The organism is Trinickia caryophylli (assembly GCF_034424545.1).
Taxonomy (GTDB): domain Bacteria; phylum Pseudomonadota; class Gammaproteobacteria; order Burkholderiales; family Burkholderiaceae; genus Trinickia; species Trinickia caryophylli.
In genome coordinates this window covers 3,877,323-3,897,923 of sequence record NZ_CP139970.1, presented here as the reverse complement: position 1 = coordinate 3,897,923, position 20,601 = coordinate 3,877,323, and the positions used below count along the sequence as shown (strand labels likewise).

17 protein-coding genes and 1 pseudogene are annotated in these 20,601 nt (G+C 63.9%); 12 read left to right on the top strand and 6 right to left on the bottom strand.

Features of this window, described 5'->3' with window-relative positions; all coding sequences use genetic code 11:
• Window positions 1–25 precede the first annotated feature (25 nt).
• Complete coding sequence (locus tag U0034_RS17645) at window positions 26–577, bottom strand: cupin domain-containing protein (RefSeq protein WP_085227278.1); 552 nt, start codon at window positions 575–577, stop codon at window positions 26–28.
• Between the two features lie 446 nt (window positions 578–1,023).
• Between U0034_RS17645 and U0034_RS17640 the strand changes: the two genes are divergently transcribed.
• The 11 genes and pseudogenes from U0034_RS17640 (at window position 1,024) to U0034_RS17590 (ending at window position 14,212) form a co-directional block, all read left to right on the top strand.
• The gene (locus U0034_RS17640; protein WP_233211797.1) at window positions 1,024–1,248 is read left to right on the top strand and encodes a hypothetical protein; all 225 of its coding nucleotides are present in this window, start codon (window positions 1,024–1,026) and stop codon (window positions 1,246–1,248) included.
• A gap of 359 nt (window positions 1,249–1,607) precedes the next feature.
• Entirely contained in the window at window positions 1,608–2,384 is a 777-nt protein-coding gene (locus U0034_RS17635) for a gamma-glutamyl-gamma-aminobutyrate hydrolase family protein (protein WP_085227201.1), read from the top strand.
• Between the two features lie 49 nt (window positions 2,385–2,433).
• A complete protein-coding gene (locus U0034_RS17630; RefSeq protein WP_085227200.1) occupies window positions 2,434–3,768 on the top strand; it encodes a glutamine synthetase family protein in 1,335 nt (444 codons plus the stop codon).
• Window positions 3,769–3,805: 37 nt separating this feature from the next.
• Window positions 3,806–5,209: an aspartate aminotransferase family protein gene (locus tag U0034_RS17625; RefSeq protein ID WP_085227199.1), complete on the top strand. Its 1,404-nt coding sequence runs from the start codon at window positions 3,806–3,808 to the stop codon at window positions 5,207–5,209.
• Window positions 5,210–5,298: 89 nt separating this feature from the next.
• On the top strand, window positions 5,299–6,420 hold the full coding sequence (locus tag U0034_RS17620; RefSeq protein ID WP_085227198.1) for a polyamine ABC transporter substrate-binding protein: 1,122 nt from the start codon (window positions 5,299–5,301) through the stop codon (window positions 6,418–6,420).
• A 307-nt stretch (window positions 6,421–6,727) separates the two neighbouring features.
• A pseudogene (locus U0034_RS17615) lies at window positions 6,728–7,813 on the top strand (ABC transporter ATP-binding protein); the annotation flags it as partial.
• Window positions 7,810–8,739, top strand: a complete 930-nt coding sequence (locus U0034_RS17610) for an ABC transporter permease subunit (RefSeq protein ID WP_085227197.1) — start codon at window positions 7,810–7,812, stop codon at window positions 8,737–8,739. The pseudogene U0034_RS17615 and the gene U0034_RS17610, both read left to right, overlap by 4 nt.
• Window positions 8,736–9,653 (top strand): ABC transporter permease subunit, encoded by a 918-nt coding sequence (locus U0034_RS17605; RefSeq protein WP_102622830.1) that lies wholly within the window; start codon window positions 8,736–8,738, stop codon window positions 9,651–9,653. The genes U0034_RS17610 and U0034_RS17605 overlap by 4 nt, the downstream gene beginning before the upstream one ends.
• 35 nt (window positions 9,654–9,688) lie before the next feature.
• The gene (locus U0034_RS17600) at window positions 9,689–11,329 is read left to right on the top strand and encodes a DUF3138 family protein (protein ID WP_085227196.1); all 1,641 of its coding nucleotides are present in this window, start codon (window positions 9,689–9,691) and stop codon (window positions 11,327–11,329) included.
• 74 nt (window positions 11,330–11,403) lie between these two features.
• Window positions 11,404–12,696 (top strand): NAD(P)/FAD-dependent oxidoreductase, encoded by a 1,293-nt coding sequence (locus U0034_RS17595; protein ID WP_085227195.1) that lies wholly within the window; start codon window positions 11,404–11,406, stop codon window positions 12,694–12,696.
• 193 nt (window positions 12,697–12,889) lie between these two features.
• Window positions 12,890–14,212, top strand: a complete 1,323-nt coding sequence (locus U0034_RS17590; protein ID WP_085227194.1) for an NAD(P)/FAD-dependent oxidoreductase — start codon at window positions 12,890–12,892, stop codon at window positions 14,210–14,212.
• Between the two features lie 28 nt (window positions 14,213–14,240).
• On the opposite strand, the gene U0034_RS17585 is transcribed toward U0034_RS17590, so the two are convergent.
• From U0034_RS17585 to U0034_RS17565, 5 genes are all read right to left on the bottom strand, one after another.
• Window positions 14,241–15,206, bottom strand: coding sequence for a LysR family transcriptional regulator (locus tag U0034_RS17585; protein ID WP_085227193.1), 966 nt, complete (start codon window positions 15,204–15,206; stop codon window positions 14,241–14,243).
• A gap of 40 nt (window positions 15,207–15,246) precedes the next feature.
• Window positions 15,247–16,017 (bottom strand): hypothetical protein, encoded by a 771-nt coding sequence (locus U0034_RS17580; RefSeq protein WP_233211787.1) that lies wholly within the window; start codon window positions 16,015–16,017, stop codon window positions 15,247–15,249.
• Window positions 16,014–16,919, bottom strand: a complete 906-nt coding sequence (locus tag U0034_RS17575; protein ID WP_085227192.1) for a substrate-binding domain-containing protein — start codon at window positions 16,917–16,919, stop codon at window positions 16,014–16,016. The genes U0034_RS17580 and U0034_RS17575 overlap by 4 nt, the downstream gene beginning before the upstream one ends.
• A 32-nt stretch (window positions 16,920–16,951) precedes the next feature.
• Window positions 16,952–17,374 (bottom strand): c-type cytochrome, encoded by a 423-nt coding sequence (locus tag U0034_RS17570; protein ID WP_085227274.1) that lies wholly within the window; start codon window positions 17,372–17,374, stop codon window positions 16,952–16,954.
• A 171-nt stretch (window positions 17,375–17,545) separates the two neighbouring features.
• Entirely contained in the window at window positions 17,546–19,381 is a 1,836-nt protein-coding gene (locus tag U0034_RS17565) for a methanol/ethanol family PQQ-dependent dehydrogenase (RefSeq protein ID WP_233211798.1), read from the bottom strand.
• A gap of 535 nt (window positions 19,382–19,916) precedes the next feature.
• On the opposite strand from U0034_RS17565, the gene U0034_RS17560 reads away from it, so the two are divergent.
• Complete coding sequence (locus U0034_RS17560; RefSeq protein WP_085227273.1) at window positions 19,917–20,315, top strand: 4a-hydroxytetrahydrobiopterin dehydratase; 399 nt, start codon at window positions 19,917–19,919, stop codon at window positions 20,313–20,315.
• Window positions 20,316–20,601 lie beyond the last annotated feature (286 nt).

The window sequence follows — 20,601 nt, the reverse complement described above, 5'->3', positions numbered from 1 at the left end:
CAGGCTCGAACGTGTTGACGCGGCATCAGAAAGTCGGCGGCGAATTGGCCGATACGACTTCGCAGATCTCATCCGCGCTTGGGTTGCGAAAGCGGTGCGGAAACCGGCTTTCGAAGTAATAGCTGTCGCCCGGCTCGAGCAGCCAGGTCTTGCCCTCGACGGTCAGCTCGATGCGCCCGCGCACGACGAAACCGCCCTCGTGCCCCACGTGCGTGAGCATGTCGGGGCCTGTATCCGCAAGCGGCTGATACACCTCGCGCATGATGCCCATGTTGCGATCGCGGATGCCCGATCCGGCGAGAAAAAACGCGATCGCCTCGTTGCCGAGGTTCGGCATCTCGCCACGCCGCGACACGATGCGCTCGTCGGGCTCGAGTTCGAACGTAAAGAATTCGGCGAGACTCATCGGTATGCATTCGAGTAGTTTTTTCAGCGAGCCCACCGACGGGCTCACACGGTTTTGCTCGATCAGCGAAATGGTGCCGTTGGTCACGCCGGCTCGCTTGGCGAGCTCGCGCTGCGAAAGGCCATGCTGCTTGCGAATATGCTTGAGACGGGTCGCGACTTCTATCGACATGCGAGGTGCGCTCTTTTTCGGAACTTCGGAACAAAGGATGTTGCGACGCGCATCCCGCCCATGGTGGACGGTTTGCGCCAAAACGCGCGGCCGACGCCGCGCGAGGCGAAAGGTGTTGAATATTCTAATCACTTTGTCATGCTGCTGGCCGGAAAATGCGGTGTGCGCCCCGCGTGCTCGCCATGCGGCAATCCGCGCCTTCATCGCTGGGGTTAACCCTCTAGCGCAGTCGCATAAAAAGGATTTGACGGCATTTTTGGCTCGTATATGCTGAGGAACAGGTCCTCCCCTGTTAGCCGTTGCGGGTCAGTCCGTGGCATGTTGAAATATGTCCGGTCGCCGCAAACGTCGTTGTCGGCTGGACCGTTGCCCCGTTTCTTTAAACGTCTGCGCGTTTGACGATTCGTGGCTTCAAACCATCAACGTCGCCCAAGTCGAGTGTCATCGTGAGAGTCCGAGGCCCTTTGGTTAGATGGGACCGCAGTCAGCCCGCGAGGTGTCTTCGCGCTGATTGCGCCACAGCCGACGGCAGCACCGGCAGGCTTGCGTTTCGCCGGTTTCTGTCCGTCTTCGCGATCATTTCCCGCCGTTCAGTTCGGCGTCACAACGCCACCTCCGCACGCGCGTTCATCGCCGTCGATACCGACGACGTCGCTTCGCTGCTGCCGTAGCGACTCTTCTCGTTTCGCCGCCCATTACACCCGTTACACCCGTTACGCCCGATCGCATTCGCGCGCCTGGTGCCGTCTTGCATCGGCACGCCCGATTTCGTCCGGCATGGCGCCGTACGAGTGCGCGCGCTCGCCTCGCGGCACGCGCAGGCGCACGCTCAGGCGCTGTCGGTGTGTCCGGCTTTTCGCGACGCGCGGCGCAATGCGGTGAAAACGCCTTATTGCTTTCGTGACGGTGCCGCCTTGCGCGGCGCCAACGGATCGTGTCGTCCATACGGTTTGCCGGTGCAGACAAGCGCCGGCGCAGCGAACCCGTACGACGAACGATTTGCCCAGGAACCGCAACGAAACATCGAGTCATGCGAACCAAACCCATTGTCGGCGTCACGGCCGACGCCAGGACTCTCGGCCCACACCCGTCGCATGTCGTCGGGGAAAAGTATCTGAGCGCCGTTATCGACGGCGCCCGGGCGCTTGCGCTCGTCGTGCCCGCGCTCGGCGAACGGCAGGCCAACGCCGATGTGCTCGACGCCGTCGACGGCCTGCTCTTCACGGGCAGCTACTCGAACGTCGAGCCGCACCGCTACGGCGGTGCGGCCAGCACGCCAGGCACGCTGCACGATCCCGCGCGCGACGCGACGACGCTGCCGCTGATGCGCGCGGCCATCGAGGCGGGCGTACCCGTGCTGGCGCTTTGCCGCGGCCTGCAGGAAATGAACGTGGTGTTCGGCGGAACGCTGCATCAGAACGTGCACGAAGTACCCGGCCTCGACGACCACCGCGAAAACAAGGACGACACGCTCGACGCGCAGTACGGCCCATCTCATCCGGTACGCCTCGCGCCGGGCGGGCTGCTCGAGCGGCTCGCCGGCGCGCGCGCCGAGGTCACCGTGAACTCGTTGCACGCGCAAGGGATCGAGCGGCTCGGCAGGGGCCTCGTTGCCGAGGCGTTCGCGCGCGACGGCCTCGTCGAAGCGGTGCGCGCAGAGCATGCGCGCGCATTCGCGCTCGGTGTGCAATGGCACCCGGAATGGCGCCACGCCGCCGATCCGCTATCGAGCGCGATCTTCCGCGCCTTCGGCGAAGCGTGTCGAAAGCGCATGCAGGAAAGGGGCCGTGCGGCCCCCGGTGTCTGAGCGATCGCCCCTGCCAGACACACACCGCCATTACAGACAGAGAACAATCATGCAAGAAATCGACGAGTTTCTCCGAAAGCATCACATCACCGAAATCGAAGCCATCATTCCGGACATGGCCGGCATTGCGCGCGGCAAGATCATTCCGCGCAGCAAGTTCGAATCCGGCGAATCGATGCGGCTGCCGCAGGCGGTCATGATTCAGACCGTCACGGGTGAATACCCCGACGACGGAAGCCTGACCGGCGTCACCGATCCAGACATGGTCTGCGTGCCCGACGCATCGACCATCCGCATCATCCCCTGGGCAGTCGACCCGACCGCGCAGGTGATCCACGATTGCGTGCATTTCGACGGCACGCCGGTGGCGATCTCGCCTCGCTCGGTCCTGCGGCGTGTGCTCGACCAGTATGCCAGGAAGGGCTGGAAGCCCGTGGTCGCGCCGGAACTCGAGTTCTATCTCGTGGAGATGAACAAGGATCCGGACCTGCCGTTGCGCCCGCCCGTCGGGCGCACGGGACGTGCCGAGACAGGAAGGCAGGCCTACTCGATCGAAGCCGTCAACGAGTTCGATCCGCTTTTCGAGGACATCTACGAGTACTGCGAGATTCAGGAGCTCGAGGTCGATACGCTCATTCACGAAGTAGGCGCGGCGCAGATGGAGATCAACTTCCTGCATGGCGATCCGCTGAACCTCGCCGACCGCGTATTCCTCTTCAAACGCACGGTGCGTGAAGCGGCGCTGCGCCATCACATGTACGCCACGTTCATGGCCAAGCCGATGGAAGGCGAGCCTGGTTCGGCCATGCACGTGCACCAGAGCATCGTCGATCTCGAAACCGGCCGAAATCTGTTCACGGGGGCCGAGGGCGAGCCGACGGAGCTCTTCTACAGTTACATCGCGGGGCTGCAGAAATACACGCCGGCGCTGATGCCCATTTTCGCGCCGTACATCAACTCGTATCGACGCCTCTCGCGCTTCATGGCCGCGCCGATCAACGTGCAATGGGGCTACGACAACCGCACGGTGGGGTTCCGGATACCGCATGCCGCGCCGGCGGCCCGGCGCATCGAAAACCGCATTCCGGGCGTGGACTGCAACCCATATCTGGCCATCGCGGCCACGCTCGTCGCCGGGTATCTGGGCATGACGCAAAAGCTCAAGGCCACCGAGCCGCTTTCGAGCGACGGCTACGCCATGCCGTACCAACTGCCGCGCAACCTCGAAGAGGGCCTCACGTTGATGGGCGCCTGCGAGCCGCTCGGCGGCATTCTCGGCGAGCGTTTCGTGAAGGCATACCTGGCGCTGAAGGAAACCGAATACGACGCGTTTTTCCGCGTGATCAGCTCGTGGGAACGCAGGCATCTTCTGCTGCACGTCTGAAGGCTCAACCGCAGCGGCAAAACGAAATGGAGGCAATATGAACCATCGATTCGAACAGCCGAACGACAGCTCGGGCACCCGCACGACGGCCGAGTACCGGGCACTCGACGCGGCGCATCACCTGCACCCGTTCTCGGACATGGGAGCGCTCAACCGCGTCGGCAGCCGCGTGATCGTGAAGGCGCAGGGCGTCTACCTCTGGGATTCCGAAGGCAACCAGATCATCGACGGCATGGCGGGGCTCTGGTGCGTGAACGTGGGCTATGGGCGCAAGGAGCTGGCGGAAGTCGCCTATCGCCAGATGCTCGAACTGCCGTACTACAACACGTTCTTCAAGACGACGCACCCGCCCGTCATCGAGCTTTCGGCACTGCTGGCCGAGCTGACGCCGGCTCCGTTCAAGCACTTCTTTTACTGCAACAGCGGCTCGGAAGGCAACGATACGGTACTGCGCGTCGTCTATCGCTATTGGGCCACGCAGGGCCGCCCGGGCAAGAAATACGTGATCTCGCGCAAGAACGGCTACCACGGCTCCACGATAGCGGGCGCCACCTTGGGCGGCATGGATTACATGCACGAGCAGATGCCTTCGAAAGTCGAGCACATCGTGCATATCGATCAGCCCTATTTCTTCGGCGAAGCGGAAGGCAACCTCACGCCGGAGGAATTCGGGCTCGCCCGCGCACGGCAACTCGAGGCGAAGATCCTCGAGCTCGGGCCCGAGAACGTGGCCGCATTCATCGGCGAACCGTTCCAGGGCGCGGGCGGCGTCATTTTCCCCCCCTCCACCTACTGGCCGGAAATCCAGCGCATCTGCCGCCAGTACGACGTCCTGCTCGTGGCTGACGAAGTCATCGGCGGCTTCGGGCGCACGGGCGAATGGTTCGCACATCAGCACTTCGGTATCGAACCCGACGTGATGACGCTCGCCAAGGGCCTGACGAGCGGCTATGTGCCGATGGGCGCCGTCGCGCTGCACGAGCGCGTGGCACAGCCGATCGTCGAGAACGGCGAATTCAATCATGGCCTCACCTATTCGGGCCATCCCGTGGCGGCCGCCGTGGCCGTCGCGAACCTCAAGCTGCTGCGCGACGGCCACATCGTCCAGCGCGTGAAAGAAGATACGGGCCCTTACTTCCAGGCGCTGCTGCGCGAGGCGCTCGGCCGGCATCCGATCGTCGGCGAAATCGCGGGCACGGGGCTCGTCGCCGGCATCCAGCTCGCGCGCGATCCCGCCACGCGCACCCGTTTCGCCAATGGCGACGAGGTCGGCACACTGTGCCGCGACTTCTGCTTCAACGGCAACCTCGTCATGCGCGCAACAGGCGACCGGATGCTGCTTTCGCCGCCGCTCGTCATTACGCGGCAGGAAATCGATGAACTCGTGTCGAAGGCCAAAAAGGCCATCGACGCCACGGCACAGCAATTGGGGCTTTCGTAACGGCAGTCGGCTCGCGTCCGTTCTTCGCCCGCACTGCCCCACCCATTGCGGTCGAAGAACGGGCCGGCCTCTTTTCAAGGGAATCGACTATGCGTGTTCGTCAACTTCGTCGTGCGGCCACGGGGGCCGCGCTTTTCACCGCGGCGGCCTGTCTTTCGGCGCTCCCGGTATCGGTCCGGGCGGCCGACGCCGAGCTCAACGTCTACAACTGGTCGGACTACATCGCCAAGGACACCATCGCGAACTTCGAAAAGCAGTATGGTATCCACGTCAAGTACGACAACTACGACAGCGACGACACGCTGCAGGCGAAGCTGCTCGCCGGGAGCTCCGGTTACGACATCGTCGTGCCGACCTCGAACTACATGGCCAAGCAGATTCAGGCCGGCATTTACCAGAAGCTCGACAAAGCGAAAATGCCGAATCTTGCCAATCTCGATCCGGCCTTGATGAAGCAGATCGCCGATGCGGACCCCGGCAATCAGTATGGCGTGCCCTGGGCATACGGCACCGATGGCATCGGCTATAACGTGCAGGCCGTCAAAAAAGCACTCGGCGACAATGCCCCTGTGGACAGTTGGGCACTGGTCTTCGACCCGGCGAACATATCGAAGCTGAAACACTGCGGGGTTTCCATCCTCGATCAAGCCGCCGACGTCTTCCCCGCCGCCCTGCAGTACATGGGCAAGGATCCCAACAGCACGAACCCGGCCGATTACCAGGCCGCCTACGAGATGCTGAAGAAAATCCGCCCCTACGTCACGCAATTCAACTCCTCCGGTTACATCAACGATCTCGCGAACAACGATGTCTGCGTCGTGCTCGGCTGGTCGGGCGACGTCGGTATCGCGCGCCGCCGCACGACGGAGGCCAAGCGCAGCTACGAGATCAGGTTTTCCAACGTGAAGGAAGGCGGGCTCATCTGGTTCGACGTGATGGTCATCCCAAAGGATGCGCCGCACCCGGAAGCCGCCATGAAGTGGATCAACTACATCCAGGACGCGAAGGTCAACGCCGCGATCACGAACGAGGTCTTCTATCCCACGGCCAACAAGGCGGCGCGCCAGTTCGTCACGCCCGCGGTGGCGCAGGATCAAACGGTATATCCGAGCGAAGACGTCATCAAAAAGATGACGTTGATGAAGCCGATGCCCACCGAAATCCTGCGCCTCGAGAACCGGCTTTGGGCGCAGTTGAAGACCGGCCATTGACGACGCGATATCGCGACATCGATTTTGCCGATTTCGATTTTCTTATCCGTGTCTGATTGATCCGCACGCAGGGGTCGCTCGACCCCTGCGCGCCCCGGTGCGCCGCATCGCCGATGCGCGCTGCACCGCCCTCGCAGTACCGATTTTCCGACCGCAGCCAGATCTTGCGCGAGCCGCCTTTGCGACGCGTGTGGGCCCGCTCGCGCCTGCGATCGGTCACCCTGGGAACGACTACATCATGGAATCGACGAAAACAGCAGGGACCGAAGGGGGCGCGCGCCAAAGCGCTCCTTCGGCTCACAGCGCGGATGCGTTCGTGCGCATCGACGACGTCGTGAAGCAGTTCGGCGACAGCACCGCCGTCGATCACGTCTCGCTTCATATCGCGAAGAACGAATTGTTCGCGCTGCTCGGCAGCTCGGGATGCGGCAAGTCCACATTGCTGCGGATGCTCGCCGGCCTCGAAACAGCCACCTCGGGCCGTATTTTCGTCGACGGCGAGGACCTCGCATCGCTGCCGCCCTATCGCCGCCCCGTCAACATGATGTTCCAGTCCTATGCGCTCTTCCCGCATATGACCGTGGAAGCCAACGTCGCATTCGGGCTCAAGCAGGAAGGCACACCCAAGCACGAAATTCGAGAACGCGTGACCGATGCGCTTGCCCTCGTGCAGATGAGCCCCTATGCGAAGCGCAAGCCCCACCAGCTCTCGGGCGGCCAACAGCAGCGCGTGGCGCTCGCGCGCTCGCTCGTCAAGCGGCCGAAACTGCTGCTGCTCGACGAGCCCATGTCGGCGCTCGACAAGAAAATCCGGCAGAAAACGCAGCTCGAACTCGTCAACATCATCGACAAGGTGGATGTCACGTGCGTCATGGTCACGCACGATCAAGAGGAAGCGATGACGATGGCAAGCCGCCTCGCCGTGATGAGCGAAGGGCGCATCGTGCAGATCGGCACCCCCTCCGAGGTCTACGAGTTCCCGAACACGCGCTTTTCGGCCGAATTCATCGGCACGACGAACCTGTTCGAAGGCGTGGTCGTGGAAGACGAGCCCGATCACATCTACGTCGAATCCGACTCGCTCCAAACCCGGCTTTACGTCAGCCATGGCGTGACAGGGCCGCTCGGCATGTCCGTGGGCATCTCGGTACGGCCCGAGCGCGTAGCCGTCTCGCGCGAGAAGCCTGCGTCTTCGCACAACTGGGCGCATGGCGTCGTCAGCGATGTCGCCTACATGGGCAGTTACTCGCTGTACCACGTGAGGCTGCCGAGCGGCAAGACGGTGATCTCGAACGTACCGAGCGCGCTGCTCGCCAGCGATGGCGCGCCCGCCTACAACGACGACGTGTTCGTCTCCTGGGCGCCCTCTAGCGGCGTGGTGCTCACGCAATGAAAACATCCTCCCTCCTTTCCCACACGCCGCTCGCGCGCTGGCTGCCGCGCGGGCGTACCGTCGTCATCGGCGTGCCGTTCGCATGGCTCGCGGTATTTTTCGCGCTGCCATTCGCGCTCGTGCTGAAAATCAGCTTCGCCGACCTGCGCATGAGCATTCCGCCGTATACGCCGCTCGTCACGCTGCAAGACGGCGCCCTGCACTTCATGCTACAGCTCGGTCACTACGCGTACCTGCTGAAAGACGACCTCTACGTCTCGACCTACCTGAGCTCGCTCGAGATGGCCTTCGTCTCCACGCTCGCCTGCCTTGCGATCGGTTATCCGATCGCGTATCACATCGCACGATCGAACCCCGCCACACGCAACCTGCTGATGATGGGCGTGATGCTGCCGTTCTGGACGTCGTTTCTGATTCGCGTCTATGCGTGGATCGGCATTCTCAAGGACGACGGGCTGCTCAATCACGCACTCGAAGCCCTGGGTCTCGTCCATACGCCGCTGAAGCTCTATCACAGCGATATCGGCGTCTATATCGGCATGGTCTACTCCTACCTGCCTTTCATGGTCATGCCGCTCTATGCACATCTCGTGAAGATGGACACGACGCTGCTCGAGGCGGCGTACGACCTCGGCGCGACGCCGTGGACCACATTCGTGCGCATTACGTTGCCGCTATCCAAGAGCGGCATCATCGCGGGCAGCCTGCTCGTGTTCATCCCGGCCGTGGGCGAATACGTCATTCCGGAGCTGCTCGGCGGTGCCGATACGCTGATGATCGGGCGTGTGATGTGGGACGAGTTCTTCAACGACATGGACTGGCCGATGGCCTCCGCGGTCACGGTCGCGATGGTGCTCGTGCTGCTCGTGCCGATGGCCGTCTTTCAGCACTACCAGGTGAAGGAACTGGAGGGCCGGCGATCATGAAACGCAACCCGCTCTTCGCCGCATGCGTGCTCACGCTCGGATTCCTGTTTCTTTATCTGCCGATCGCGAGCCTCGTCGTCTTTTCGTTCAACGAATCGAAGCTCGTCACCGTCTGGACCGGCTTTTCGCTGAAGTGGTACGGCGCGCTTCTGACCGATGACGAGCTCGTTCACGCCGCGTGGCTCTCGCTGAAGATCGGTTTCCTCACGGCCTGCGCCTCCGTGGTGATCGGTACCTGGGCCGGCTTCGTGCTTGCGCAATTCGGGCGGTTTCGCGGTTTCGCCTTCTTTGCCGGCATGATCAACGCGCCGCTCGTGATTCCCGAGGTGATTCAAGGCATTTCGCTGCTGCTGCTCTTCGTCGCGCTCGAGCAGACGATCGGCTGGCCGAAAGGCCGCGGGATGCTCACGATCTGGATCGGCCACGTGATGCTGTGCGTGTCCTACGTCGCCATCATCGTGCAATCGCGCGTAAAGGAACTCGACAAATCGCTCGAGGAAGCCGCGCTCGATCTCGGCGCGACACCGCTCACCGTATTTTTCGTCATCACGCTGCCGCTGATCTCGCAGGCGTTGCTCTCGGGTTGGCTGCTGTCGTTCACGCTGTCGATCGACGATCTCGTGCTCTCGGCATTCCTCTCGGGGCCGGGCTCCACCACATTGCCGCTCGTCGTCTTCTCGCGCGTGCGCCTGGGCCTCAATCCCGAGATGAATGCGCTCGCCACGCTCTTCATTGCGGCCGTTACCGTCGGCGTCGTGGCCGTGAACTACGGCATCAACGCACGCGAGCGAAAGCGCCGGCGCGAAATGCGGGACGCCTTTCGCAGTGCCGCGCCACCGCACGCCCGCGCGAGCGTGCCTGATGGCGCGGCGCAAGCCCCCGCGGACCAACCGCTCGACACCGCCCGCGCCTGACCGATTTCTGCCATATGACGACAAGGAGAACGTGCATGAAACTGAAGCTCATAAGTTTGCTCGTGGCCGGCACGCTGCCCGGCGTCGCTCTCGCCGACGCCACGAGCGAGCAGATCAAGGCGCTGCAGGCACAGTTGAACGCTCTGCAAAAAGAAGTTCGCGCCTTGCGCGCCCAAGTGGCGGCCACGCAGCCAGCCGCGGGGGCGGCTGCCGCCGCGGGACCGAATGCGAAGGCTGGCGTCACGGCGCACTCGGCAGCCACGCAGGCCGCGGCGACCGGCGCCTCGGCCTCGAGCACCGCGAGTGTCGACGCGAGCTCGCCCGAATACGGCAAGGCGCCCGCGCAACTGAGCAACGACGAGGTTACGTCGATGAAACAGCAGATCGCCAATCAGCAGATGAAGGTCGACGCGCTCACGGATGCAGCCAATACGGGGCCGCTCGCGGGGCTGTCGGTCACGGGCTATATCGATCCGACCTACGTCTTCAATCGGGCGCAGCGCACGTCGTCGTTCCTCTTCGCCAACCACGAGAGCAGTTACAACTATTTCAACAGCACGTTCGGCGACATCTACCTCGACATCAAGAAGACGTTCGGCGTGGGGCCGATGGCGCCCTCGGCCGAAATCACGCTGATGCCGAATCGCGGCAACGGGATTACGCTGCTGCAAAACGAGCATGGCCAGATCGGCAACAACATCCTCAATACGGCCGTCGTCAACGTGCCGCTAACGACTTCGACGACACTCGTCGCCGGTCTGATTCCGAGCTTCGGCGGCTACGAGGTCCAGCAGTCGAACCAGATGCTCACGCTCACGCACAACCTCCTTTACGACTTCTCGGACCCGGGCAGCTACATCGGTGTCGGGGCGAACTATACGAAGGGCAACTGGGCGTGGAAGTTCTTCCTCGGCAACGAGCAGTACCGCACTTACGGGGCGGTGACGCAGACGGGCACGAACGCCAACGGCGACCCGATCACGAGCAGCAACAAGATTCCGACGTTTACGGCGCGCGCCGATTACACGTGGTCGAGCGCGCTCGATATCGGCGGATCGTTCAATATCGGCCGCCAGACGCTCGCCTCGGGAACGACCACCGACGCGAGCGGCAACACGGTGCCGGTATATGGCGTGGGCGGCCAGGCGTCGAGCGGCTACGGCACGTTCTTCTTCGCCGAACTCGATGCCACCTATATGCTGGCCGATGTGCAGTACAACGCCGAACTCGACTACGGCCAGCAGAAAAACGCCGCATTCAACGGCGGGACCGCGCAGTGGTATGGGCTTTCGCTGCTCGGCCACCGCAAGTTCAACCTGCCGCTGCTCGGCCGCATGGGCGCGACGCTGCGCTACGACCTGCTCGTCAACAGCAAGAACGGCGGCGGCGGCGGCGGCATCGCACTGAACTCGAATGGCATGGACCCGTACAACGGCTTCGGAATCGGCGCCGACTGCCTCGCCAACTCGAAGGCCGGCGGCGGGCTCGGCTTCGAATGCAAGGGCGCCAACCGTCAGGACGTCGCGCTCGACCTGCTCTTCTATCCGACCCAGCAGATCACGGTGAAGGTCGAGTATCGTCACGACTGGGCCAACCAGAAGGTGTTCCTGCGCAACGACGGGTCGTATAGCAAGTCGAACGACCTGCTCGCCACGCAGTTCATCTACTCGTTCTGATCTTCCATTCGACCCGCGCGGGCGGACGCGTCGCCTCGGCACGCACCCGCCCGCGCCCGACCACGCTCCCATCCATGCAGCGATTTTCCAACCAGCCGCACGCGCCGTCGTATTACGCGGCGACCGTCAACGACAGCACGCGCCATCCGCCGCTCGAGGGCGCGCTCGATGCCGACGTCTGCGTGATCGGTGCCGGTCTCACCGGCTTGTCCACCGCGCTCGAGCTGGCCGAACGCGGCTTGTCCGTCGTCGTGCTCGAGGCGTCGAAGGTCGGCTGGGCCGCAAGCGGGCGCAACGGCGGGCAGTTGATCGGCGGCTTCGCCTGCGACATCGATACGTTCGGCGACTACCTGAGCCCCGACGACGTGAAGCGCATCTGGGCAATGGGCCAGGAAACGCTCTCGCTCGTCAAGGCTCGAATCGACAAGCACGCCATCGCATGCGACTACACGCCCGGTTACATCACCGTGGCAAACAAGCCGCGCCACGCCGACGCACTGCGCCGCTGGCGCGACGAGGCGTCCGCCCGCTTCGGCCACGAGCGCTACGAGTACCTGGAGGCCGACTCGCTGTCGCGCTTCGTGCAATCGTTTCGCTATCTCGGTGGGTTATTCGACCCCGACAGCGGCCACCTGCATCCCCTCAACTACACGCTCGGGCTCGCGCGGGCGGCCTGCGCCGCTGGCGTGCGAATCTTCGAGGACAGCTGCGTGAGCTCGCTCGGCCGCGCGGGCGGCTGGCATCTCGCCGCGACTGCGCGCGGCAGCGTGCGCGCGTCATATCTCGTGCTCGCCTGCAACGCCTACCTCGGCAAGCTCGCACCGGCGCTTTCGCGCAAGATCATGCCGGTGGGAACGTACGTGGTCGCCACCGAGCCGCTCGGCACCGCGCGCGCTCGAGCGTTGATGCCTGCGCGCGCGGCCGTCTGCGACAGCCGCTTCGTGCTCGACTACTTCCGGCCCTCGGCCGACGGCCGCCTCCTCTGGGGCGGCAAGGTCAGCTACTCGACGCTCGCGCCGCGCAATCTCGCACAGGCAATGCGGCGCGACATGCTCGAAACGTTCCCGCAGCTCGACGATGTACGGATCGAATACGCCTGGGGCGGCTTCGTCGATATCACGATGAACCGCGCGCCGCACTTCGGGCGGATCGAGCCGTCCATCTACTTCGCTCAGGGATTCTCGGGCCACGGCGTCAACACGACGGCGCTCGCCGGGCGCCTGATTGCCGAGGCGATCGGTGCGCAGGCGGAGCGCCTCGATTTGTTCGCCCGGATCGCCCACCGCGACTTTCCGGGCGGTGCCTGGTTGCGCACGCCCGCGCTCGTGCTCGCGATGGCGTGGTACCGGCTCAAGGACTGGCTTTAGGCTTCAGGTTTCAGGCTTGCGCACATGACGCAAGCCGACAGCGTCGGTGCGATGCCGACGCTGCACAATGTCGCCCACGTTAAGCGGGATTCAGTTTTCAGTTCACACCAGCTTTCGCATATAGCGCATTCGAAATATAAAGCCTGTTATCAATAGATCGATTTCAACTTTTCTCCGGAAATCCATTTTTTCCATGAAAGCAAGATCCGAACAGCGCGGAACGCTCGATCGCCAAGCCGACGCGCTCGCCCGCGCGTCCTACTACGAAGCGAGCGTCGGCCGTGCCCCCCAGGACGATCCCACACTGGATGGCGCGCACGAAGCCGACGTCTGCGTGATCGGTGCCGGATTCGCCGGCCTGTCCGTCGCGCTCGAGTGTCGCGCGCGCGGCTTGAGCGTGGCCGTGCTCGAAGCGCATCGGCCCGGCTGGGGTGCTTCGGGGCGCAACGGCGGGCAGATGCTGGCAGGCTTCGCCAAGGACGAGATCATCGAAAGACAGCTCGGAGCCAGCGGCGCGCGCGCCCTATGGGCGCTATCGCTCGACGGCGTGGCCCTCGTGCGCGAGCGTATCGCGCGCTACGGCATCGCCTGCGACTTCATGCCTGGCTACGTGACGGTTGCAACGAAGCCGAAGCGAGTCGACGAACTGCGCGGTTGGATGGAAGCGGCAGTGAGCCGTTGGGGCCACCCCGGCCTGGATTGGCTCGACGAGGACGCGATTCGCGCGCGCATCGCCTCCTCGCGGTACCTCGCAGGCACCCACGATTCGCTTTCCGGCCATTTGCATCCGCTGAAGTACTGCCTCGGTCTTGCCGATGCCGCGCGCCGCGAGGGTGCGATGCTGTTTGCGCGCTCCCCCGTGCGCGAAGTCGTACGCGGGCAGCGGCCGGTCGTGAGGGCCGCCACGGGTGAGGTGCGTTGCCGCTATGTCGTTGCCTGCGGCAACGCGACGCTCGAGCATGTGCTGCCGCGCGCCGTGGCCGCGCGCATCGCCCCCGTGGCTTCGTACATCGTGGCGACGGCGCCGCTCGGCCGCGCACGGGCCGATGCGCTGATCGCGGGGCGGCCAGCTATCTGCGACAACAACGTATTCCTCGACTATTTCCGGCTTTCGGCCGACGACCGCCTGCTCTTCGGCGGACGCGCGAGTTCCGCCACGGGCGCACCGGAGGCGCTGGCGGAATCGATACGGGCGCGCATGCTGGCCGTGTTTCCGCAACTGTCCGACGTGTCGATCGACTACGGCTGGGGCGGTTTCGTGGACGTCACGCGTAATCGCGCGCCCGATTTCGGCATGATCGACGGCAACTACTTCTACGCTCAGGGATTCAGTGGGCATGGCGTGGCGCTGACCGGCATCGCGGGCCGCGTGATCGCCGAGGCGATCGCCGGCGAACGCGGGGCATTCGAGCGCTTCGCCTCGTTGCGGCATCGACGCTTCCCCTACCCGCTGTCCCTGCGCCGCACGGCCGTCGCCTTAGGCATGCTTTACTACGGTGCGCGCGAACTGTGGTGACCCGGCGTGCCGGCGCACGCACCGCACCTCAGGCTTCTTCGACGCGCGGGCGCAGCTTGTGCGGCACGTAGCCTCCGTATTCCCGCTCGAGGTAAGGCGCTGTGTGCTCGAGCAGGAAGCGTCGAAAGAGCGTGCACGTGGGGGAAAGCTGCTTCGTACGCATGTGCACGACCTGCCAGGTTCGCTCGATGGGCGTACCGTTGACGTCGAGAATCGCGAGCTCGCTCGTGCGCAGTTCGAGCTGCAGCGTGTGCAGTGAAATGAGGCTCACGCCCATGCCCGCGATCACGGCCTGCTTGATCGTTTCGTTGCTGCCGAGCGTCACGATTTTCGCGGGCGTGAAAAGATGCTGCCGGAACATCTCCTCGGCGGCCATGCGCGTGCCTGAACCCGGCTCGCGCAGCAAGAACGTGTCGCCGCGCAGCTCCTGCAGATCGAAGCGGCTCGCGCCCACGAGCGGATGATCGCTCGGCGCGATGACGACCTGCGGATGGTAGGCGAGCGGCTCGACGGTCGTATCGAGCTCGGCTGGCGGCCGTCCCATCAGCGCCAGGTCGATCGCATTGTCCTGCAGCAGCCGCAGCAGCGACTCGCGATTGCCGACCGAAAAGTGCACGTCGACCTTGGGATACTGCCGAGAATAAAGCGCGAGCAGCTTCGGCGCGAAGTAAGTGGCCGAGCTGACGATGCCGACGGCAATGGAGCCGCTATCGGCCAATTGCAGCGACATCATCGCATCTTCGGCATCCTTGATTTCGCCGAGGATGCGGCTTGCGTGGTGCGTGAGCCGCTCGCCCGCCTCGGTCAGCGTGAGCTTGCGCGCCACGCGCTCGAAGAGCGGCATGCCGATCGCATCCTCGAGCTGACGGATTTGCATCGAAATGGCGGGCTGCGTCAAATGCAGTTCTTCGGCCGCGCGTGCAAAGCTCGCATGCCGGCTCGCCACGATAAAGATCTGCAGCTGCCGCAAGGTCAGCGAGCGCACGAAATTCACGGTGATACGGACCTTCCTCAGGACGCCCGCCCGCCAAACCTCAACGGCTTGCGCGCGGCGCGTCGGTTGGCTTCGCGGCGGGAGCTTTGGGCTGCTCCCGGAGTTTTGTCACGGCGGCCTGGAACGTCAGCGTCTCAGTGCTCACCGGATGGGCGAAATCGTCGTTCGGCCCCGGTATTTCGGTACGAATCAGCGCGACCTGCCCGGGTAAGCCGTCGGCGAACTCGAACGTATACCGCTTGCCGATGTAACGCGTGAAGCGCTGGGCATTGGGGTCGTGCAGATACGGCTGGACGACGATCTGACGCACCTGGACGCTCTTGCCGCCGATCCGGCTCGTGGCCGTGGCGATCTTCGGCCCTTCCGCCAGCGCGATGCGCAGCCGCTTCTGAAAATAGCGGCGCTGGCCGCCCGTCAGTGCCTGCATCTCCGAGATGTCCCGCTCGAGGAAGTAGATGATGACAGGATTGCACGGAAGCCCTTCCGTGGGGAGCGTCACCGCGCCGCTGCGGTCGGTCACCTGGGCGTCGCTTTTCGCATTGCCCGGGCTCGTGACGAGCACGCGCACGACGTCGTTCGCCTTCGCGCCCTCGCCGGACGCAACGAGTTCGTAATCGAGCTCCGTTCGCGGCGCGACGCCGTGCAAGTGCTCGACCGTGAAGATGAGATGTTCGGCCGCGGTGATCTCGGGCGACGACTGCGGTTCGGAAGCCGCCGAGGCCGCGAGGGCAACCGGGGCCCCCGCCACGAACGCGCAGGCGCAGACCGCGCCGCTCAGCCGGCGGCGCCATGACAACGCGAGCGCGCTCATTGCGCGCCGCCTTTGGACTCGGGAACGTCTACCGGCTTCAAGAGCGGCACGCTATAGCTCGTCAAGATCTGGTCGATCTTGTCCTGATGCGCGCCAATCCATTGATCCACCTTGTCTTTCCAAGCCTTTTCGCCGTATCGCACGCCCATCGATATCTGATAGTCGAAATGAACGTCTTTTTCCGGCGGGAACGGCACGATGCGGACCTGGTCGCCGGCGCGCCTGGCGAAGTAGCCGGCAATCGGCCCCCAAAGGAACGCCACGTCCACGTTACCGTTCGTCAGATCGCGCTCGACGATCTCGCCCGGGTAAGCCTTCGGATCGCCCGTTTGCACCTGATAGGAGCGCGCCTGATCGATGAGCCCATGATTGAGCAGCCAGTCGACGGCCGGCGTTTGCGTGAAGATGCCGAAGCGCAGCTTGTGCAGTTGGTCGGGCGGCAGCTTGAGCAGGTCCTCGGGCGTTTTGATGCCGGCGAATTCGGGTTTGTTCGGCAGCACCATCGCGTAGGTCGAGCGCAAATAGGGCTGCGTGGTCGAAGTGAGGTCATAGCCCTTCGGCACCCCGACGATCAAATCGCACTTGTAGCGCTGACTGTTCTCGGCCTTCTCGCGCAGCGTATGGCGCACGAAACCGATGCGCTGCGGGAAATAGGTGTATTCGACCTTGTAGCCGAAATCATGCGCCATTTCGTTCGCGATCTTGTTCTCGTAGCCTTCGCCCTTGTCGTTCGACAACGGCATGTTGTTCGGATCGGCGCATACGCGCAGTACCCCGTCCGCCCCGTCGTTGTTGGGCAGATCGGCCCCATCCGCGCGCACGGCGGCGCTCGCGAGCGCCGCGCAGCAAAGCGCGGCGGCCGACAGCGCGACGTGGGCAGACGTTCGTTTGCTGTGACGCATCGATGACCTCCGGACAAGTCGCGGCATTCGGATCAGTTACCGTTGAGCGGGTGCAGATCGCCCGGATTGATCTTGCCGTCCGAACGCCCTTTCAGATAAGCGTAAAGATTCTCCCAATTCTTCTGCATGCGCTCGCTCGCGCTGAAATCGGGCATCCCTTTCGCCACACGGCCGCCGAAAACGGTGCGCTTGAATTCGTCCTTGTCGATTACCTTGAACGCATCGATCAGCGACGGGCCGACGAGGCCTTCCTGCTTGGCACCATGACAACGCTGGCAATCGAGCGCGCGCCAGGTCTTCCAGCCCTGCAGCGTATTGTCGTCGACCTTGCTGCCATCAACGACTTTGTACGCCACCTGCTGTGCCATCGCCGGTTTGTTCTGGGCGTAGACGACAGGTAATGCGACGACGGCGGCGGTGATTGTCGTCAGCAACAAGATTGAACGGCCTTTCATACCAACGTCTCCTTCAACATAGTAGTCGTTGCCCGCGACGAACCGGTTGCAGCGCAAGTCGGCACGCCGCGGGCTGGGAAATCGATAAATCTCGATGAATGTCGTATTGGGGGGGAGCGCCGCACGCACCGCCCAAGCGGCACGTGCGGGCGCTTCATTGCCGTGGTGAGATCAGCTCCGTTCCGGCAGGGCGAAGATGAAGAGCGTACCGCCGAGGGCCGTGTACTTCGCGAGTTCGCGATAGCCGCCAACCGCGCCGAGACCTTCGGTCGACTTCTTCAGGCCAGCCGCGAGACCGATGCCGGCCCAGCCGCCGATACCCGAGTACACGCCTACGTACTGCTTGCCGTTGTACTGGTACGTGAAGACGTTGCCGATGATGCCCGACGGCGTCTTGAACTTCCAAAGTTCCTTGCCCGTCTTCAGGTCCACGGCCTTCAGGTAGCCTTCGAGCGTACCGTAGAAGCCGATGCCGCCGGCCGTGGTGAGCGCGCCCGACCACACCGAGAACTTCTCGGGCTTGGCCCACACGATCTTGCCCTTCGCCGCATCCCATGCGATGAACGTGCCCATCGCGTTCTCGACCGTATGGCCCGCGTTCGCACCGCCGACGCCCGTATACTTCGGCCCCGGATACATCGACAGCGTTGCGCCGACGTACGGCTGACCGGCCGTGTAGTCGACTTCGAACGGCTCGTAGTCCATGCAGACGTGGTTCGTCGGCACGAAGAAGAGCTTCGAGTTCGGATCGTACGAAGCCGGCTGCTCATCCTTCGAGCCGAGCGCGGACGGGCAGATGTTCTTCACGTTGTGGTCGGCGCCGGCTGCCTGCGTCGAGTAGGCAACGTTGCGAACGGGCAGGCCGCTCTTCATGTCGACGCGATCGGCCCAGTTGACCGCCGGATCGTACTTCTGCGCCACGAGCAACTCGCCAGTCGCACGATTGAGCGTATAGGCGAAGCCGTTGCGGTCGAAGTGAACGATCGCCGGTACCTGCTTGCCGTCGATCGGCAGATCGGCCAGGATCATCTCGTTCACGCCGTCGTAGTCCCACTCGTCGTGCGGCGTCATCTGATAGACCCACTTCGCCATACCCGTGTTGAGGTCACGCGCGAACATCGTCATCGACCACTTGTTGTCGCCGGGCCGCTGCGTCGGGTTCCACGTGCCCGGATTGCCCGAGCCGTAGTAGACAAGATTCAGCTTCGGATCCCACGCATACCAGCCCCACGTGGTGCCGCCGCCGATCTTCCATTGATCGCCCTTCCAGGTTTTCAGCGACGAATCCTTGCCGACCGGCTGCATCTTGCCGTCGGCCCACGTCATCGTCTTGTCCGGGTCGAGGAGGATCTCGTTGTCGGGACCCGTGCTGTACGCGGTCCAGACGGGCTTGCCGCTCTTGATGTCGTAGGCCACCACACGGCCACGCACGCCGAACTCACCGCCCGAGATGCCGGTCAGCACCTTGTCGCCGAAGATGTGCGGCGCGTTCGTGTTCGTCTCGCCCTTTTTCGGATCGCCATTCTTGGCCGTCCAGACGACGTCGCCCGTATCGGCCTTCAGCGCGACGAGCGTGGTGTCGGCCTGCTGCAGGAAGATCTTGCCGTCACCATAGGCCAGTCCGCGGTTGACCGTGTCGCAACACATCACCGACACCACCTGGTCTTCCTGCTTCGGCTCGTAAACCCACTTGAACGTCTGATCCTTGAGGTTGATCGCCGTCACCTTGTTCGGGAACGGCGTGTGAATGTACATCGTGTCGCCCACGACGAGCGGCGAGCCTTCATGGCCGCGCAGAACGCCCGTGGACATCGTCCAGGCGACCTGCAGGTTCTTCACGTTGCCCGTGTTGATCTGCTTGAGCGTGCTGTAGCGATGATTCGAATAATCGCCCGCCTGCGCCGCCCAGTTAGCAGGGTTCTTGATTGCATTGTCCAGCTCTGCATCCGCGTGTGCTGCGAGTGTCGTAAAGCCCGCCGTTGCGAGGACGGCGAGCCCAAGAACCATGGTGCGTAAGTTCATGTCTCCTCCAGAATTGTCTTGCTGTTCAACTCACGAATGACCCACGCTACCTCATCGCACCGGGCGCGCTCTCTCGAATGCGGGTAACGATCCGCGCCGCTTTATCCCGCTTCGACGGCGAGCTTCCTGGCGCATGGCGGGCGAACGCATATTCCATGCCGATGTGCGCTGCCGCACGCCCGGCCGCCGATGCCGCCCCGCTCCGAGCCCCTTGGCGCGGCCTTTCGGCGCAGGCCGCGTGGCATGCGCCGGGCGGTTTGCGCGGCGGTGCACGTTATGCGTTTTCCGCGACGCCGCAACGAATCGTCCGGTCCCCTGCGCGCGGGGCGAGACATACTGTGTCAATTCCGCGATAGCAGCGGGCTGTCCCATGACGCGCTCTTTTTCGCGCGAGTCGGCCCGCAGGCATGAAGGCGTCGTTCCTGCCGGCGGGGGCGATGCGCTGGCGCGGCAATTGCAGCCTTGTTTTTCCTTCGAGCCGCTTTGCCAAGGCTCGCTTTTCCTGTGTGGAGCCCCAACCATGAGCCAAGCCGAAAAGGTGTATTCCGACGACGAGATCAGCGCGCGTCTCGTCGGTCCGCTCGAACATTGGTATATGGAGGACGGGTGGCTGCGCCGGAAATACCGCACGGAAAGCTGGAAAGGCACATTGATGGTCGTCATGACCGTCGGACACTTGGCCGAGGCGGCCTGGCACCATCCCGACCTCACCGTGTCGTATGCGTTCGTCATCGTCAAGCTGAAGACCCATAGCGCCAAAGGGATCACGGACAAGGACTTTGCGCTGGCCACCAGGATCGAGGAGGTCGTGCAGTGGCAGCCCGGCCGGGAAGGCGGGCCGCTCGAAGGCACGCCGGCCGACGACCAGCGCTTCCGCTATATCAAATACGACGCACCCAAGGCAGCCCCGCAGGGCTGAGTCCGCCACCGTCACCGCCACCACTACCACTACCCGGCCGCCGCCACACTTGCGCGCCGATCGGCCCGGCCGGGCACCCGCGCCGATCGGGTGACACAGTGCGTCTCGCACGGCACAAACCGCTGAGAGCAAGGCGCACACACGACGGCGACGCCGAGGTGCCCCGCACATTCGAGAGCCCGCTGCGACGGGGCGCGGCGGGCCATGGTACGCCTCCTGCTTCCCATCCCGCCATCTGCCGGCCTGCCGGCGCGCCCGCGCCCCGCCCGAGGGTGCGGCGCCTCGG